The following is a 15,465-nucleotide window of genomic DNA, read 5'->3' as shown; positions in this document are numbered from 1 at the left end:
CGCCGAAGATCGGTCTATATGTGACCGGACGCTTTTGCTCTCATTGAGCATAAGCCGCAGCATGGAACGCCAGCGAGACAGAGCCTTGTCTGGCGTTTTCTTAAGCCGAAGAAATGCTCATTTTGAGCATAAGGAGGCTCCGATGGCCGCCGACGGGTTCCAGTTCGCGTTCACCCCTGACGTCGAGGTTCAGACCGCCCCGATCTGGGAAAAGGTCCGCCGCCATGTCACGCCGATGGAATGGCGCGCCCAGGCGCCGCTGATCGCCGCGATCAACCGGCTGAAGGCGGAGAAGGACGCGGTCATCCTGGCGCACAACTACATGACGCCGGAGATCTTCCACGGGGTCGGCGACTATGTCGGCGACAGCCTGGGCCTGGCCAAGGAAGCCGCCAGATCCAAGGCCCGGGTGATCGTGCAGGCCGGCGTTCACTTCATGGCCGAGACCTCCAAGATCCTGTCGCCCGACAAGACCGTGCTGATCCCCGACCTGCGCGCCGGCTGCAGCCTGGCCGCCTCGATCACCGGCGCCGACGTGCGGCTGATCAGGCAGCGCTACCCCGGCGTGCCGGTGGTCACCTACGTCAACACCACCGCCGAGGTGAAGGCCGAGACCGACATCTGCTGCACATCCGCCAACGCCGTCCAGGTGGTCGAGGAGGCCGCGCGGATGTGGGGGACCGACCGGGTGATCCTGATCCCCGACGAGTTCCTCGCCCGCAACGTGGCGCGGCAGACCGACATCAGGATCATCGCCTGGCAGGGTCGCTGCGAGGTGCACGAGCGCTTCACCGCCGCCGACATCCTGGAACTGAAGGCGGCCTATCCGGACGCGCAGGTGCTGGCCCACCCGGAATGCCCCGCCGAGGTGCTGGAGGTCTCCGACTTCGCGGGCTCGACCCAGGCGATGAACGACTATGTGCTGACGCGGAAGCCCAAGCGCGTGGTGCTGATCACCGAATGCTCCATGGCCGACAACGTGGCCACCGACGCGGTCGACACCGAGTTCCTGCGGCCCTGCAACCTCTGCCCGCACATGAAGCGGATCACGCTGGAGAATATCTACGAGGCTCTCCTGCACGGCGCCCACGAGGTCACGGTCGACGCGGCCGTCGCCGAGCGCGCGCGGCTGGCGGTGCAGCGGATGATCGACCTGCCGCCGCCGGCCGTCCCGGCCCGCTACGACCTGGTCAAGGCGCGCCACCACGTCGACGTGGAGCTGATCTGAATGTCCCGCCTCGTCCATGACGGGGTGTTGGTGGTCGGCGCGGGCCTCGCGGGGCTTTCCGCCGCCCTGGCCGCCGCGCCGCGCAGGGTGCTGGTGCTGACCGACGCGCCCTTAAGCGAAGGCTGCTCGTCCGCCTGGGCCCAGGGCGGCATGGCCGCGGCGCTCTCGGACGGCGACAGCGCCGGGCGGCACGCGGACGACACCGTTGCGGCCGGCGCCGGCCTGGTGGACGCGGCCATGGCGCGGTTGCTGACCGAGGAAGGCCCCGCGGCGGTCCGCGCGCTGGCGGCGCTCGGCGCGCCCTTCGACCGCACCGCCGACGGCGGTTTCGCCCAGGGCCTGGAAGCGGCCCACTCGCGGCCCCGCGTGGCGCGGGTGAAGGGCGACCAGGCGGGCGGGGCCATCATGGCCGCCGTCATCGCCGCGATCCGCGCCGCGCCGCACATCGAGGTGCGGGAGGGCTCACGCCTGCGCGGCCTGCTGCAGGACGCCGAGGGGCGCGTGCGGGGCGTGATCGCCGAGGCGGCGGGCGAATTGGTCGAGATCACGGCGGCGGCCACGATCCTGGCGACCGGCGGAGTCGGCGGCCTCTACGCGGTCACCACCACGCCCGCCGAGCTGAAGGGCGAGGGCCTGGGCCTGGCGGCGCTGGCCGGCGCGCTGATCGCCGACCCGGAGTTCGTGCAGTTCCACCCCACCGCCATCAACATCGGCCGCGACCCGGCGCCGCTGGCCACCGAAGCCCTGCGCGGCGAGGGCGCGGTGCTGGCGAACGCCGACGGCGAGCGGTTCATGGCCGGCTATCACCCGCAGGCCGAGCTTGCGCCGCGCGACGTCGTGGCCCGCGCCATCCACGCCGAGCGCGCGGCGGGCCGCGGCGCCTTCCTCGACGCGGGCGCCGCGGTCGGCGAGCGCTTCCCCGAGGAGTTCCCGGCGGTTTTCGCGGCCTGCATGTCCGCCGGCCTCGATCCGCGCATCCAGCCGATCCCCGTGGCGCCGGCCTGCCATTACCACATGGGCGGGATCGCCACCGACGCCGACGGGCGCACGTCGCTGGCCGGCCTCTACGCCGCCGGCGAGTGCGCCTCGACCGGCGTGCATGGCGCCAATCGGCTGGCCTCCAACTCCCTGCTGGAGGCCGCCGTGTTCGGCGCGCGCGCCGGCCGCGCCGCCGCCCGGGAGGCCGAGCCCGCGCCTGCGCGGCTCGTGCGCCTGCTCACCCCTGCCCTGCCGGACGCCTCGGTCCAGGTCCTGCGCCAGGCCATGAGCCGCGACGCAGGCGTGATCCGCAGCGCCGACGGCCTGCTGCGCCTGCTGGAGACCATCGAGGGCCTGGAGGCGCGTCATGGCCGCACCGCCGCGCTCGCCGCCGCGCGCCTGATCGCCGCCGGCGCGCTGGCCCGCACCGAGAGCCGCGGCGGCCACTACCGCGCCGACGCCACCCGCACCGACGCCGAGCCCCACCGGACCTTCGTCCGCTGGGCCGAGCTGCTGCCCGCCGCCCACAGTTGGAAGTACGCCGCCGAATGACGGAGCCCCAATGACGGAACCCTTGCCGGATTTGCTGATCTCGCCCGTGGTCCAGGCCGCCCTGGCTGAGGACCTCGGGCGGGCGGGCGACGTCACCTCGCAGGCCTGCGTGCCGGCCGAGGCGCGGCTGCGGGCGGTGTTTGTGGCCCGCAAGCCCGGCGTAGTCGCCGGCCTCGCCTGCGCGCGGCTGGCCATCGCGGCGCTCGATCCGGGCGCCGACTTCAAGGCCATCGTCGAGGACGGCGCGCGCGTCAGCGCCGGCCAGCAGCTGATCTGGGTGGACGCCAATGCGCGCGCCCTGCTCGGCGCCGAGCGGGTGGGCCTGAACCTGCTGGGCCACCTCTCCGGCGTCGCCACCCTGACGCGGGCCTATGTGGATGCGGTGGAGGGCACGGGCGCCGTCATCGTCGACACCCGCAAGACCACGCCGGGCCTGCGCGCGATGGAGAAGTACGCGGTGCGTTGCGGCGGCGGCGTGAACCACCGCTTCGGCCTGGATGACGCCATCCTGATCAAGGACAACCACATCGCCGCCTGCGGCTCGGTCGGCGAGGCCGTGCGCCGCGCCAAGGCGGCGGCCGGCCACCTGATGAAGGTCGAGGTGGAGATCGACAGCCTGGCGCAGCTGGAAGAAGCGCTGAAATACGGCCCCGACGTGGTCATGCTGGACAACTTCAGCCTGGCCGACCTGGCCGAGGCGGTCGGCCGCGCCAAGGGCCGCGCGGTCCTGGAGGCGTCCGGCGGCGTCAGCCTGGAGACCGTCCGCGGCATCGCCGAGAGCGGCGTGGACGTGATCAGCGTCGGCGCGCTCACCCATTCCGCCAGCGTGCTGGATATCGGCCTCGACGCCGCCTGACGGGTCCGGTTGACGTCGGGGCGTGCTTGCTCCCTGCGCGGCGCCGGTCCACCGTGACGCCGATCAGGGAGACACCAGCATGAACGCGGCTGCGAAGATCGAGCCGGGGACCGAAGCCCAGCGGATGGCGCAGGTGCTGCGCCGTCAGAAGGCCGCGCATATCCGCGATGGCGCGCCCACCGCCGAACAGCGGATCGAGCGCATCGACCGCGCCATTGGAACCTTGATCCAGCACGAACGGGCCATCGTCGCGGCGCTCACCCAGGACTTCGGCGCTCGCGCCGAGGCGGTCAGCGGCATCACCGACGTGGGCGCTTCGCTTGGACCCATGAAGCACGCCAAGGCGCACCTGAAGACCTGGATGAAGACGGAGAAGCGCAAGACGACGCCGGCCATCCTGGGTTTCCTCGGCGCCAAGGCCGAGGTGCGCTTTCAGCCCAAGGGGACCATCGGCATCATCAGCCCGTGGAACTTCCCGATGAACCTGACCTTCGCGCCGCTGGCCGGCGTGCTGGCGGCGGGCAACCGGGCGATGATCAAGCCGTCGGAATACACGCCGGCGACCTCGCAACTGATGGTGCAGATGTTCGCGCAAGCCTTCGACGAGGAGGAGATCGCGGTCTTCCCGGGCGGGCCGGATGTCGGCCAGGCGTTCGCGGAGCTCGCCTTCGACCACTTGGTGTTCACCGGCGCGACCGCGATCGCGCGGCACGTCATGAAGGCCGCCGCGGCCAACCTCGTGCCGGTGACCCTGGAACTCGGCGGCAAGAGCCCGGTGATCCTGGGCAAGTCGGCGGACTACGCGACCAGCGCCGGGCGGATCATGGCCGGCAAGACCATGAACGCCGGCCAGATCTGCCTGGCGCCGGACTACGTCATGGCGCCCGCCGATCAGGTCGGGGCCTTCGTCAGGGAAGCCACCGCGGCGGTCACCGCCATGTTCCCGACCATCAAGGACAACCCCGACTACACCGCGGTGATCGCAGAGCGGCACTACGAGCGGATCAAGGGCTATGTCGACGACGCCCGCGCCAAGGGGGCCGAGATCGTCGAGATCAATCCGGCCGGCGAGGATTTCAGCCAGCAGGAACACCGCAAGATCCCGCCGACACTGATCCTCAATCCCACCGACGAGATGAAGGTGATGCAGGAGGAGATCTTCGGGCCCGTCCTGCCGGTGCTGACCTACAGGAACGTCGACGAGGCGATCGCCTATGTGAACGCTCACGACCGGCCGCTCGGCCTCTACTACTTCGGCGACGACGCGGCCGAGGAGGCCAAGGTGCTGACCGGCACGACCTCTGGCGGCGTCACGGTCAATGACGTGATCTTCCACGTGGCCATGGAGGACCTGCCGTTCGGCGGCGTCGGGCCGTCCGGCATGGGCAGCTATCACGGCGTCGATGGCTTCCGCGAATTCAGCCACAGGAAGTCCGTCTACCGCCAGATCAAGAAAGACCTGGGCCCGATGAAGGCGCTGCGTCCGCCCTATGGCGCCGGCGTGAAGGCCTTCCTGGCCGGGCAGCTCAAGCCCTAGCCCTAAGTCTGGGCCTAGGCCGCGACGCGTTGCTCGGCGACATCCGCCGCCGCCGCGGGCAGGTCGACCTCGAAGGTGAAGGTCGAGCCTTCGCCCGGGATAGAATGACAGTCGAGCTTGCCGCCCAGGTCCGTCGCGAGGCGATAGGCCAAGGCGAGCCCAAGACCCGCGCCGCCGTAGCGCCGCGTGAGACTGTCGTCCGATTGGGTGAAGGCCTCGAAGAGCCGCGCCTTCTGATGCTCGTCAAAGCCGATCCCGGTGTCGGCGATCTCGAAGCGATAGCGCCCGGCGCCGGCGCTCAGGACGCGCAGGGTGATGTGTCCCCGCTCGGTGAACTTGAGCGCATTGGAGATGAGCGCTTCGGCCAGCCGCCTCAGCCGCGCGACGTCGCACATGACGGTTGTTTCGGCTCCGGTCGCGACTTCGATCCGAAGTTCAAGGCCCTTCGCCTCCGCCGCGCGCCGGTATTCGAGCGCGATCCGGCGTGCGGCGCCGCCCAGGTGGACAGCCCTCACCGTCGTCGGCTGGTCCTCCGCCTCACCGGCGCGCGACAGCGCCAGGAGGTCCCCGATGAGGCCGTCCAGGGTCGCCGCCGAAGACCCGATTACGGTCACCAGCTCGCGCTGGCCCGGATCGAGCGGCGTGACCGCGAGCACCTGGGTCATGCCCAGGACGCCGTTCAATGGCGTGCGCATCTCGTGGCTCATGTTGGTGAGGAACGCCGCCTTGGCCCGTTCTGCGGCGTGGGCGAGGTCCAGGGCCTCCTCAAGCCGTGTCGCCGACTCCTGCGCCGCCAACTGCTGCGCCACCAGGCGGCGGAATGACCGCGCCGCCAGCAGCAGGGCGAGGCCGAGCGCCAGGCCGGACCCCAGCAAGAGCGTGATCCGGCTCTGCCAGAAGGCCACGCCCCACAAGCCGTCCCGCTGTTCGAGCAGTCGCATCTCACCATCGCGCAGAACCGCGAAGTCGACGCGGATGGCGTTGACCTGATCCCGACCGGTTGGCGGATGGCGCAAGGCCGACGGTCCCGCACGGGCGGCGTCGATTTCCGGCTGGGCCACGGTCTGGGTCCAGCTCTTGGCTTGCCGCAGAAGGTCGGCGACGCGCAGGCGCATGTACGGCGGATCATCGGCCGCCAGGGCGATCAGGCGCGGCGTCCCGGCCTCAAACGCCGCGCGCCCGGACTCGTAGGTCTTGAGGTCTTGCGGATCGTGGCTGGCCAGATAGCCGCTGAGGCCGACCTCCTGGTCCTGCATCGCCTCGACCATCACGGCGTCATGCAGGAGTTCGGCGCGCGCCTCGTCGTCGGCGTCGTCCAAGGCGTGAAGGTGGTCGATGGTCGTCCAGACGATCGCCGCCTGGATCACGACGGCCGCGACCAGGGCGCCCAGTCCCGTCACCAGCTCCCGGAACACCTTTCTGCTCGTCGTGCGCATGCCCACCCTCGTTGCGTAGGCCCGCAGACTAGACGGATAGGTTTAACGCCAGCCCTCCGCAAAGAGCTGTTTTGCCTCGGGAAAACTACTTAGTCGAAGGCGATGCCTAGAGGTGCGCCTCGGCGGGGATGACGGTCTCGTCGTCCTTCTCAGAGGCCTGGGCGCCCATCATGCTGCGGTCGCGCATCGGCAGCACCGGGATCAGCAGGGTCACCAGGAAGGCGACGGCCACCACATAGAGTCCCAGCGCGAAGACGTTGGTGATCGCGTCGGAGATGATCACCTTGATGAAGGTCGGCAGCACCGGCGCCGCGCCCGCGTGCGCCGCCCCGCCCATGGCCCTAAGCTTGCCCACGTCCACGCCCGGCATGATCTTGCCGAGGCCCGAATTGAGGTTGGCGGTCAGGAAGGTGCCGAAGATCGCCACCCCCATGGTCGAACCGATCTGGCGGAAGAACTGGCTGGAGCTGGTCACCACGCCCAGCTTCTCCGGCGGCATGGCGTTCTGGATGACCAGGCCGAACATGCTCTGGCCGGGTCCCAGCCCGATCCCCAGCACCAGCATCCGCCAGGCGAGGTCGATCCGCGAGGTGTCGGCGTGCATGCGGCTCAAGAGCCAGATGCCGGCGAAGGTGACGATCAGGCCGCCGATCATCATCGCCCGGTACTTGCCGGTCTTGCTGACCAGCTGGCCGGAGAGGATCGAGGAGCCGAAGAGGCCGACCATCAGCGGCAATTGCGCCAGGCCGCTGGTGGTCGCCGCCACGCCCTGCCCCAGCTGCTGAAACAGCGGCAGGAAGGCGACCGTCGACATGAACGACATGGAGACCAGGAAGCCCGCCAGGTTGGCGGTGGTGAAGGTGCGGTTCTTGAACAGCTCCAGCGGCAGGATCGGATCGGACGCGAAGCGCTCGTTGAAGATGTAGAGCAAAAGCCCCAGCGCCGAGCCGCCGAACAGGCCGATCTCGGTGAGCGAGGTCCAGGGATACTGGTGGCCGCCGAAGGTGAGCGCCAGCAGCAGCGGCACCACGGTCGCGATGATCAGGGCCGCGCCGATGAAGTCGATCTTGCCCTTCGCCTGGTGGCTCATCTTGGGCATCTTCACGATGATCATGAACAGCGACAGGATCGAGAGCGGCAGGTTCAGATAGAAGACCCAGCGCCAGCCGGCGATCACGCTGCCGAACAGGCTGACCGTGCCGTGGTCGGTGAAATAGCCGCCGATCAAGGGGCCGATGGTGCTGGAGAGCCCGAACACCGCCCCGAACATGCCGCCGATCTTGCCCCGCTCGCGCGGCGGGTAGAGGTCGCCGATGATGGCGAAGGCGGTGGTGAACAGCGCCCCGCCGCCGATCCCCTGGATGGCGCGGAAGACGATCAGCTGCACCATCCCGCCGCCGATCAACGGCATCGGCCCGAACTCGCCCGAGAGGCCCGACAGCCACGAGCCCGCCAGAAAGATCAGAATGCCGGCCAGCAGCACCGGCTTGCGCCCGAAGAGGTCCCCGAGCTTGCCCCAGATCGGCACCATCACCGTCGACGACAGCAGATAGGCCGTGGTCACCCAGCTGTAGAGCGCCAGGCCGTTCAACTCGGAGATGATCCGCGGCATGGCCGTGGCGACGATCGTCTGATCGAGCGCCGACAGCAGGAAGACGATGGCGACGCCCCACAAGGTGACGCGTTTTTCCGTCTCAGTGAATTCCGCCACCCAAGCCCCCGATCCCCGAATCCCCAGGCTTCATAAACTAGGTACGGTGTACGGTATTACAAGGCAGGGTGTCGCAGGGGCCATTGCCGCGGTTCGGCGAGTCCGCTTAGCTGCCTTCCGATACGCGTGATCCGTCGGGGGGCGGCCATGGACATCCACAAACCCAAGCCCTGGCACGGCCTTCGCGAGTTCCTGAAGGAATACGTCATCATCGTCGTCGGCGTGCTGACCGCGCTGGGCGCCGAGCAGGGCGTCGAGTGGCTGCACTGGCGCCATCAGGCGGCGGTGGCGCGCGAGGCCATCGTGTTCGACCTGCGCAGGCTGATCGGCGCCGCGGCGACGGCCGACGCGCAATCGGCCTGCGTCGGGACCCGGCTGGTGGAACTGGCGGACATCCTGGATCAGGCGCAGGTGACCCACCGCCTGCCGCCGCTCGGCTTCGGCGGTACGCCGGCGACGCCCGCCTGGAGCCTGCGCAGCTGGACGGCGCTGACGTCCAGCCAGACGCTGGCGCACATGCCAAACCGCGAACAGCTCATGCTGACCGGCATCGAGGGTTACGCCGAGACGCTGCGCGCGAGAAGCCTCGACGAACTGCAGCAATGGGCGGTGCTGCAGTCGACGGTCGGGCCCGGCCGCCCGATCTCCGACGCCGAGATCGCCGCGCTGCGGACCGCGCTCAACCGGGCCTACAGCGATGCGCTGGCCGCCAAGACCAGCCATCAGATGTCCACCCTGGTGGCGCGCAGCGGCTACCTCAGCCGCCAGCAGCTCGACGCGTCGTTCGACGAAGGAATCGAGGCCTCGAAGGCCCTGTCCATGTGCCAGCCCCGCAGGCCGCCGCCGGCGCATTCGAGCGGCCTCTTCCACGAGCTGTGGCTGTTCTCACCGGTCAAGCGGCCGGGTGAGGCCCGCTACAACGGCACCGTCGGCGTCGACGGCGCCCTCAGCACGGAGCGCTGAGCCATGGACATCCACAAACCCAAGCCCTGGCATGGCCTGCGCGAGTTCCTGAAGGAATATGCGATCATCGTCGTGGGCGTGCTGACCGCGCTGGCGGCGGAGCAGACCGTCGAGTTCATCCACGTCCAGACCCAGGTGCGCGAGGCGCGCGAGGCGCTGCGTGACGAGATCAGCCGCGACGCCACCTTCGCTGAGGAGGCCGTGGAGGAAAATCGCTGCATCGACGCCTGGTTCGGGAAACTGACGGCTTGGGCGAAGGGGGGCTCGCGGCCGGACCTGAAGGGTACGACCACCATGCTCGCGATCTACCCGACCACCGTCTGGGATGTCGTCAAGACCGGGGCCGTGTCACACATGCCCCTCAAGGACCAACTCGCCTACGCCCAATTCTATTTCCAGCTGCAAAACGAAAACGGCATCGCCCAGCATCAGCGCGACGACGGCCAGAAGATCTCGTCCTACCAGGCGCAGGAGAGCCTGACGCCGGATCAGGCGCGCGGCCTCTTGGAAACGATCGCCTACGCGCGCCCGCTGGTGCATGCGACGCAGATGAATGGCGCGCATCTGGTAGAGATGGCGAGTGGCCTCGGGGCCGGTCCGACGCCAATGCCGAATTGGATGGTGCGGCAGTTGACCGCCTTCTGCGCCGTGGCGGGCGCGGCTCCGCGGACCACTCAGCGCTAAGTCCTCGCGTCCTCCTCCCCTTGTGGGAGGAGGTGGCCTGCGAAGCAGGTCGGAGGTGGGGTTTCTCAGAAGTCTAGGAGCTATCCAAAGCCTCGTTTCGCGCGGAGGGCGGAGCGTGACCCCACCTCCGTCAGGCGTCCGCCTGACACCTCCTCCCACAAGGGGAGGAGGGCCCGGGAAGAATTTACGGCTTCGGCGCGGCCGCCGCGGGCCTGGGCGCGGGCGGCGGGGCGTTGGGGTCGGCGATGCCGTGGCCGACGACCTCGCCGCTGGCCAGGACGTGGCCCTCCATCGCCTTGGTGATCGCCGCGTAGTCGCTTCTGCCCTCGTCGGGGATCGTGGTGTCGAGCGCGAAGATCTCGAAGTGATAGTCGTCGCCGGGGCCGGGCGGCGTGCGCGGGCCCGTGTAGGGCTTGGACGCGCCCATGTAGTTGGGGCCGTAGAACGAGCCGGGTGGGTTGGCGGTGGGCGCCATGCCGGCGTCCAGCTTGGTGACGCTGGCCGGGATGTTGAGCAGGGTGGAGTGCAGGATCGGCGCACCGCGCAGGATGAGCGTGTTGTCCTGCATGATCAGCGCATAGGACTTGGTTCCCGCCGGCCCCTTGCTCCACTGCAGGCCCGGGAAGGTGTTGGTCCGGTACTGGGTATTTTCGAAGGGGATCTGCTCGCCGCTCTTGAAGGCCGGGGTGGTGACGGTGAGCTTGGCCTTGGCCGGCATCAGGTCCATGGCCGTGCGCGCCTCGGCGTCGCCGGGGTTGGAGCGGTGCGCCTGGGCCAGCGCGGCGGGCGCCGCGGCAAGGCCCAGCACGGCGGCGAGCATCGCCGCTCGGATCGGCATGTTCATCGGTCTCTCTCCCTGGTCCTGTTGTTATTTCTTCCGGTGGCCGCCTTCTTTTCTATTTCGGCCTGTGGCCGATGGCCCAGACGTAAGCGGCGACGGCGTTCAACTCGTCCGGCGACAGGCCCGCGCCGCCGAGCGGCGGCATCGGGCTGCGGTACTGCTTGGGCGCCGGCACGCCCTTGCTGATCAGGTCGGTGATCTGGGCGAGCGACCCGTCGGTCCAGATCGGGCTGCCGGTGTTGAGCGGCGGACCGATCGAGCCGCCGGCGGCGTCGGCGCCGTGGCAGGCCGCGCAGGTCTTGCCCTGGAAGAGCGCCATGCCGGCGGTGACCTGGGCGGCGGTGGCGCCGGGCGGCGTCGGGAGCGCGCCGGGGGCCTCGGCCGGCGGCGCCTGTTCGGCGGAGGTCGGCGCAGGCGCGCCGGCGCCGGGCTGGCCCTGATAGGTCACCTTCCAGATCCGGCCCCTGTTGTCCTCGGAGAAGCCGCCCGGGTCGCCCTTGGTCCCGCGGAAGTAGGACGAGCCGTTCCAGGTGTTGGCGTAGACCGTGCCATCGGCGGCGACGGCGATATGGCGGGTGTTGCCGAGGTTGTCGGCGAAGATCGTGGCGCAGAAGCCGGGCGGCAGGGTGATGCCGATGTCGGCGTTGACGCAGGCGCCGCTCTTGCCGGCCGGAGCCTTGGGTTGCGCCTGCACCGAGAGCGCCGCGGCGCCCGCGAGCAGCAGCGCCGTTGCAACGCTCGCCACCGCAGCGGTCTTCAGTCTAGCGTTCATCGGCGCCTCTCATCCCTTCGTTATGCAGACTACCTACCTATCGATTCGCCGGCCGTCCTGAAAGTCCCGCCGTCCTAGGCCGCGCGCCGCACGTCGGCGACGATGGCCTCGGCCTTGGCGAAGAGCGCCGGATCGATCGCGAGGCCGGAGGCGGCGGCGTTCTCGTCGAGCTGATCGGGCCGGCTCGCGCCGACGATGGCCGAGGCGACGTTGGGCTCGCGCAGCACCCAGGCCAGCGAGAACTGCGACAGCGAACAGCCGGCCTCCTCGGCCAGGGGTTTGAGCTTCTGCACCGCCTCCAGGATCGAGGGTTCCAGCCAGGTCTTCATGGCGTTCCCCATGGAGTCGCTGGCGCCGCGGCTGTCGCCCGGCAGGGCCGCGCCCGGCCGGTACTTGCCGGACAGGACGCCCTGGGCCAGCGGCGACCAGACGATCTGCGAGACGCCGTTGGCCGCCGAGATCGGGATCACCTTCTTCTCCGGCCGCCGCCACAGCAGCGAGTACTGCGGCTGACTGGAGACGAACCGCTCGACGCCCGGGAGCGCGAACGCCGCCTCGATCTGCTCCGGCGACCATTCGGAAAAGCCCAGCCAGCGCGCCTTGCCGGACTTCACCACCTGGGTCAGCGCGGCCATGGTCTCTTCCAGCGGCGTGTTCACGTCGTAGCGGTGGCACTGGTAGAGGTCGACGTAGTCGGTCCGCAGGCGCTTCAGCGAGGCGTCGATCTGCTTTTCGATCTGGGCGCGCGACAGGCCCTGGTCGGTGTCGCTCATCTGGCCGAACACCTTGGTGGCCAGGATGTAGCTGTCGCGTTTGCGCCCGGCGAGCGTTTCGCCTAGCACGCTCTCGGCGGCGCCGCGGCCATAGACGTTTGCCGTGTCGATGAAGTTGATGCCCAGGTCGAACGCCCGGTCGACGCAGGCCCGCGCCGCGTCCTCCTTCACGCCCACCCCGTAAGTCAGCCACGAGCCCAGGGAGATTTCCGACACCTCGAGGTCGCTGGCGCCGAGCTTGCGGTACTTCATGTGGAATATCCCGGGGTTGGCCGACGGTGGGCGGCGGCATCAAGCCCATCGGGGGCTATGAACGCAAGCTAGGCCGCGCGATCCCAGGCCAGGACGAAGCGCCCGTGGGTCAGGCCGTCGCGAACGGCCGTCGCGGTCTCCTCGATCCGTTGCCGGGTCGTATCGACGAGGTTTTCGGCCAACGGCGCAAAGGTGTGAAAGCGTCTCCACAGCCCCTGCACGACCACCGGATCGGTCAGTGAGCCGGGCGCGGTCCGCAGCGTCGCACGCGCGATCGTCGCCGCCTCGCTGGGCATCAGCACCACATAGCGCAGATCGAGCCTGTGCTTGCGCGCCACCGCCAGCCAGGGATCGATGAACCAGGGGCCCACGATACCGTCGACGATCACCTCATAGCCGCCGCAGGCAAAGCTCGCCGCCGCGGCGATCAGCGCTTCCATGATCACGATGTTCTGCGGCCGGGCCTCGGCCAGCCAGGGCGCGACAGAGCCCTTGCAGACGTAGTTGTAGAAGTCGTCGCTATGGAGATGAGCGGTCAAATTCGCCGGGGTGTCGACGGCCAAGCGCTCGGCGATCGTGCTCTTGCCGGCGCCTGGCGGACCCGAGACGATGACGATCCGACCACGCATATCATCGGTATATGACGATTCGATCAAACCGGAGCGTCCCGGCGACCGCCTGGGTCAGGGCCGCTCGGCCTCATGGGCGCGGCGCACGCTCATCGGGCCGAAGTGGGCGCGGTATTCAGCGGGCGTCATGCCGGTGGAACGTTTGAAAAGGCCGCGGAAGAAGGCCACGTCGTCGTAGCCCACCGCCGAACTCACGGCCTGGATCGGGTCGCTGTCGCGCTCGATCATCGCCTTGGCGGTCTCGATGCGCACGGCCTGCAGATAGGCGGCGGGGTGGCGACCGGTCGCGGCCTTGAAACGCCGCGCGAAGGTGCGCGCGCCCAGGTTCGCCTGCCCGGCCAGGGTCTCGGTGGAGACGTCGTCACGGTAGGCGACCTGCAGATAGGCCTCGGCCGCGCGGATCTTCTCGTCCCCATGCGGCGGCGAGAGCGGCAGCATGGCGTAGCCCGACTGATGCGTGCGCGGCATGGGCAAGAGCAGCGCCTTGGCGCACTGCACCGCGACCTCATGGCCGCAGAGCTTCTCCACCAGGTAGAGGCTGACGTCGATGGCGGCGTAGACGCCGCCGCTGCACAGCACCCGGGAGTCCTCGGTGACGAACAGGTCCGGGCGCCAGTTGACCCGCGGATAGCGGGCCGCGAACTGTCCGCTGATCGCCCAGTGGGTGGTGCCGGTCCGCCCATCGAGCAGGCCGGCTTCCGCCAGATAGGCCGCGCCCATGCAGGTTCCCGCCACATAGGCCCCGGCCTCGTACTGCGCCTTGAGCCATGGCGGCAGGACGCTGTTTTCCAACAGCTTGGCGTTCCACTGCAGGCCCGAGGTCGGCACGATGACGATGTCGCTGTGCTCGACGTCGGCCATGGCCTTGGCCGGCTGCAGGTCCAGGCCGTAGGGGCTGCGCACCGGCCCGCCGTCCAGCGAGGCGGTGGTCACCCGGAACGCCGGCTCCGCCGGGCGGCCGTGCAAGGCGTTCCACAGCGCGCCCGCGCAGTGGAAGATCTCCACCGGCATGATCGCCGTCGACGACAGCCCGTCGTCCAGCAGCACCACCGTCACGTCGAACATGGGACCACCGCTCCGCTCGGCGAACGGGGATATTCCCACGGACCGCGCGGGCTGGCGAGGCAGGGCTCAGGCTCGCGCGGTGGTCGGGTCGATCATGCCGGTCACCTCGGTGATCGTGCTGGCCGGAAAGCCGCTGAGGCGCGCGTGCTCGTGGATCGCGGCCTCGTCCTCGGCCAGGTAGATGCAGAAGGTCTTGTCGGCGGCGACATAGGACTGCACCCACTGGACCTTGGGCGCGAGCTGGGCCAGCGCGCCGTTGGAGGTGGCCGCCGCGCCCTTCAGCTGCTCGCCGTTCAACTGGCCGACGCCCGGAATGGCGCGCTCGATCACATACTTCTTCATGGCGGTCTCCTTTGACTGTGGATCGAGCTTGCGGCCCGGGCGTCCCGACCGGAAGGCGGTGATCGCGACAATCAAGGGGGTCGATCGTGACAGCCGCCGGACCTCCGGCGTCAGGGGGTCAGGCCGGCTGCAAGCGCCGGGCCGCCTCCCGCGCCGCCGCCATCCGCCCGGCGACCAGCGGGGCCATGCGCCGGTTGTGGGCTTCCAGCACCGCCGGCTCCGCCAACTCCGGGCGGCCGCCCTCGAACGGCGGCGCGGGCGCGTATTCCAGGCCGAGCACCAAGGTCTTGGCGACCGTCTCGCCGGCGATTTCGGCCAGGACCGTGAAGGCGAAGTCGAGGCCCGCGGTCACGCCGCCGCCGGTGATGATCCGGCCGTCGCGCACCACGCGGCCCTCATCGACGATGACCCCAAACGGCTGCAGCAGCTCGCGCCAGGCCCAATGGGTCGCCGCCCGGCGTCCGGTCAGAAACCCGGCCGCCGCCAGGATCAGCGAGCCGGTGCAGACCGAGGTGAGGTATCTCGCCGGGCCGCCGAGACGGCGGATCTGGCGCAGGAAGGCCGTGTCCAACATGGCCTCGGTCGCCCCAAGGCCGCCGGGCACCAGCAGGAGGTCGCAGGCTTCGACCTGCGTCAGGTCGGCAAGGCCGGTGAAGGTCAGGCCTTCGGCGGTGATGTCGCGGCCGCCCAGCGAGGCCACGGTCACCTTCACCCCCGGCGCGCGGCTCAGGACCTGGTGCGGGCCGGTGAAGTCGAGCTGGGTGACGTTCGGATAGAGCGCGATGACGATGGTCAGTTTGGGGGCGAGTTCGGCCATGGCGGCCTCCGGTGAGCAATTGACGCCGG

General features: G+C 69.6%; 15 protein-coding genes. 6 read left to right on the top strand and 9 right to left on the bottom strand.

Features of this window, described 5'->3' with window-relative positions:
* Positions 1–142: 142 nt before the first annotated feature.
* From nadA to VKQ35_RS12735, 4 genes are all read left to right on the top strand, one after another.
* A complete protein-coding gene (gene nadA / locus VKQ35_RS12750; RefSeq protein WP_324362143.1) occupies positions 143–1,228 on the top strand; it encodes a quinolinate synthase NadA in 1,086 nt (361 codons plus the stop codon).
* A complete protein-coding gene (locus tag VKQ35_RS12745) occupies positions 1,229–2,758 on the top strand; it encodes an L-aspartate oxidase (protein ID WP_324362142.1) in 1,530 nt (509 codons plus the stop codon).
* A gap of 10 nt (positions 2,759–2,768) precedes the next feature.
* Entirely contained in the window at positions 2,769–3,614 is an 846-nt protein-coding gene (gene nadC, locus VKQ35_RS12740) for a carboxylating nicotinate-nucleotide diphosphorylase (protein ID WP_324362140.1), read from the top strand.
* A gap of 79 nt (positions 3,615–3,693) precedes the next feature.
* Complete coding sequence (locus tag VKQ35_RS12735; RefSeq protein ID WP_324362138.1) at positions 3,694–5,151, top strand: coniferyl aldehyde dehydrogenase; 1,458 nt, start codon at positions 3,694–3,696, stop codon at positions 5,149–5,151.
* 14 nt (positions 5,152–5,165) lie between these two features.
* On the opposite strand, the gene VKQ35_RS12730 is transcribed toward VKQ35_RS12735, so the two are convergent.
* Together VKQ35_RS12730 and VKQ35_RS12725 are read right to left on the bottom strand one after the other, a co-directional pair.
* Entirely contained in the window at positions 5,166–6,587 is a 1,422-nt protein-coding gene (locus VKQ35_RS12730; RefSeq protein ID WP_324362136.1) for an ATP-binding protein, read from the bottom strand.
* A 106-nt stretch (positions 6,588–6,693) separates the two neighbouring features.
* Positions 6,694–8,298, bottom strand: a complete 1,605-nt coding sequence (locus VKQ35_RS12725; protein WP_324362134.1) for an MDR family MFS transporter — start codon at positions 8,296–8,298, stop codon at positions 6,694–6,696.
* Positions 8,299–8,445: 147 nt separating this feature from the next.
* Here VKQ35_RS12725 and VKQ35_RS12720 point away from each other — a divergent pair, with 147 nt between their 5' ends.
* Both VKQ35_RS12720 and VKQ35_RS12715 read left to right on the top strand, forming a co-directional pair.
* Positions 8,446–9,261, top strand: coding sequence for a hypothetical protein (locus tag VKQ35_RS12720; RefSeq protein WP_324362132.1), 816 nt, complete (start codon positions 8,446–8,448; stop codon positions 9,259–9,261).
* 3 nt (positions 9,262–9,264) lie between these two features.
* Complete coding sequence (locus VKQ35_RS12715; RefSeq protein ID WP_324362130.1) at positions 9,265–9,945, top strand: hypothetical protein; 681 nt, start codon at positions 9,265–9,267, stop codon at positions 9,943–9,945.
* A 184-nt stretch (positions 9,946–10,129) separates the two neighbouring features.
* Here the strand turns inward: VKQ35_RS12715 and VKQ35_RS12710 are convergent, their stop codons facing one another.
* The 7 genes from VKQ35_RS12710 to VKQ35_RS12680 all read right to left on the bottom strand — a co-directional run bounded on the left by VKQ35_RS12710 (position 10,130) and on the right by VKQ35_RS12680 (position 15,436).
* A complete protein-coding gene (locus VKQ35_RS12710; RefSeq protein ID WP_324362128.1) occupies positions 10,130–10,789 on the bottom strand; it encodes a YbhB/YbcL family Raf kinase inhibitor-like protein in 660 nt (219 codons plus the stop codon).
* Between the two features lie 52 nt (positions 10,790–10,841).
* A complete protein-coding gene (locus VKQ35_RS12705; protein ID WP_324362126.1) occupies positions 10,842–11,558 on the bottom strand; it encodes a cytochrome c in 717 nt (238 codons plus the stop codon).
* Between the two features lie 74 nt (positions 11,559–11,632).
* Positions 11,633–12,583, bottom strand: a complete 951-nt coding sequence (locus VKQ35_RS12700; RefSeq protein WP_324362124.1) for an aldo/keto reductase family protein — start codon at positions 12,581–12,583, stop codon at positions 11,633–11,635.
* Positions 12,584–12,651: 68 nt separating this feature from the next.
* Positions 12,652–13,212 carry an AAA family ATPase gene (locus VKQ35_RS12695; RefSeq protein ID WP_324362122.1) on the bottom strand — a complete coding sequence of 187 codons (561 nt, stop codon included), beginning with the start codon at positions 13,210–13,212 and terminating at the stop codon, positions 12,652–12,654.
* A gap of 54 nt (positions 13,213–13,266) precedes the next feature.
* Entirely contained in the window at positions 13,267–14,277 is a 1,011-nt protein-coding gene (locus tag VKQ35_RS12690; RefSeq protein ID WP_324362120.1) for a GlxA family transcriptional regulator, read from the bottom strand.
* A 66-nt stretch (positions 14,278–14,343) separates the two neighbouring features.
* The gene (locus tag VKQ35_RS12685; protein ID WP_324362118.1) at positions 14,344–14,619 is read right to left on the bottom strand and encodes a DUF4242 domain-containing protein; all 276 of its coding nucleotides are present in this window, start codon (positions 14,617–14,619) and stop codon (positions 14,344–14,346) included.
* A 118-nt stretch (positions 14,620–14,737) separates the two neighbouring features.
* Entirely contained in the window at positions 14,738–15,436 is a 699-nt protein-coding gene (locus tag VKQ35_RS12680; RefSeq protein ID WP_324362116.1) for a DJ-1/PfpI family protein, read from the bottom strand.
* Positions 15,437–15,465: the final 29 nt, after the last annotated feature.

The organism is Phenylobacterium sp., assembly GCF_035309685.1.
Taxonomy (GTDB): Bacteria; Pseudomonadota; Alphaproteobacteria; order Caulobacterales; family Caulobacteraceae; genus Phenylobacterium.
The sequence above is the reverse complement of the archived record's forward strand: the minus strand, read 5'-3'. Positions and strand labels throughout refer to the sequence as shown.